At 61.0% G+C, this 1,868-nt stretch carries 3 protein-coding genes; 1 reads left to right on the forward strand and 2 read right to left on the reverse strand.

Going from position 1 to position 1,868, the window contains the following annotated elements:
• The coding region (locus ABT116_RS44010; protein WP_502984057.1) for an acyl-CoA dehydrogenase family protein at positions 1-624 on the reverse strand (624 nt) is incomplete at its 3' end.
• Positions 625-658: 34 nt separating this feature from the next.
• Positions 659-1,024, reverse strand: coding sequence for an acyl-CoA dehydrogenase family protein (locus tag ABT116_RS44015; protein ID WP_351646453.1), 366 nt, complete (start codon positions 1,022-1,024; stop codon positions 659-661).
• A 159-nt stretch (positions 1,025-1,183) separates the two neighbouring features.
• Between ABT116_RS44015 and ABT116_RS44020 the strand changes: the two genes are divergently transcribed.
• Positions 1,184-1,868 (forward strand): 3-ketosteroid-9-alpha-monooxygenase, oxygenase component (locus ABT116_RS44020; protein ID WP_351646455.1); only part of this gene is annotated, 685 nt, incomplete at its 3' end.

A 1,868-nucleotide genomic window follows, 5' to 3' on the forward strand; every position in this document is an offset into this window, starting at 1 on the left:
GCTTCGTCGGTGACGTCTTCGGTGCACCGCTCGCCTTCGAGGCACTGATCGCGTGCAGCCCGGTCCCGCAAGGATCAACGCGTACTCGTCGGCGACGTTGCCGGAGAGCTGACGCCACGCGGCGTCGATGTCGCTGGACGCCTCGGCGATGCGCACCTTGGCGAACGGATCGTCCTTCGACTTCTCTCCGGCGAACGCAGCGCGAACGCGCTTGCCCTGGTGCTCGACGTGCGCTTCGTAAGCGCCGTACGCCATTCCGACGATCGGTGCCGAGATCGTGGTGGGGTGAATGGTTCCCCACGGCATCTTGTAGACCGGTGCAGTGTTCTTCTCGAGGCCCGGGGCGGTCAATTCGCTCATCGCCCGGAAGCTCAGAACGCGATGCTTGGGAACAAAAACATCCTTGACCACAACGGTATTGGAGCCGGTTCCACGCAGGCCGACCACATTCCACACGTCGTCGATCTGGTAGTCCTCGCGAGGAATCAGGTAGCTCACGAAATCGACTGCGCGGCCGTCCTTGAACACCGGACCACCGAGAACGGCCCAGCTGGCATGGTCACAACCCGAGGACCACGCCCACGCACCGTTGACCTTGTATCCGCCCTCGACTACTTCACCCATACCCATCGGAGCGTAAGAGGACGAGATGCGCACGTCAGTGTCGTTGCCCCACACGTCTTCCTGCGCCTGCTGAGAGAAGAGGGCGAGGTGCCAGTTGTGTACGCCGATGATCGAGGAGACCCCACCCTGTGGAACCGCACGCGCTGGCGATCTTCTTGACCGCGGAGTAGAACAGCACCGGATCGGCTTCGTATCCGCCCCACTGCTTCGGCTGCAGCAAGCGGAAGAAGCCTGTTTCCTGGAGTCCCTTGATGGACTCGTCGGGGATACGACGCAGATCCTCGGTCTCCTGTGCGCGCTCGCGCAGTGCCGGCAGTAGTGCGTCGAGCCTCTGCATCACCTCGTGGCTGTCATGGTTACCCACTTCGACGCTCCCGTCTTCCTCGATCGGTTGGTTCACTTACACTTGAGACTAGAACACGTTCTCTTTTCTGTCGAGACGCTGACAAAGGTCCCGTTTGTGGCCGCAATGCTGTAACAAGTGCCCCCAAAATCTGGCGGAACCGGATCGAGTTCTATAACGTGTTCTACTAACAGCTAGAAGGGATGTGAGGTCACAATGGCGCAGATTCGCGAGATCGACGTCGGAACGGTGCAGACTCGTTTCGCCCGCGGTTGGCACTGCCTGGGTCTACTGAAGACCTTCAAGGACGGCAAACCGCACGCGATCGAGGCTTTCGGTACGAAGCTCGTGGTGTTCGCCGACAGCAAGGGCGACATCAAAGTTCTCGACGGATACTGCCGTCACATGGGTGGTGACCTCACACAAGGCGAGGTCAAGGGCGATTCCATCGCCTGCCCCTTCCACGACTGGCGCTGGGGCGGCAACGGAAAGTGCACCGGCATTCCTTATGCCCGCCGCGTGCCCCCGCTCGCACGTACCCGCGCGTGGACGACCCTCGAGCAGAACGGTCAGCTCTTCGTCTGGAACGACCCCGAGGGCAATCCGCCGCCCGAGGAGATCGTGATTCCTCGTATCGAGGGTGCGTACAGCGACGAATGGACCGACTGGACCTGGAACTCCATGGTCATCGAGGGTTCCAACTGCCGCGAGATCATCGACAACGTGGTCGACATGGCGCACTTCTACTACATCCACTACGCCTTCCCGACGTACTTCAAGAACGTCTTCGAAGGTGAGATCGCCACTCAGTACCTCAACACCACCGGCCGTCCCGACATCGGAATGGCCTCCCAGTACGGCGGCGACACGCTGCTTCGCTCCGAAGCTGCGTATTACGGGC

The organism is Streptomyces sp. NPDC002130 (assembly GCF_040296465.1).
Taxonomy (GTDB): Bacteria; Actinomycetota; Actinomycetes; order Streptomycetales; family Streptomycetaceae; genus Streptomyces.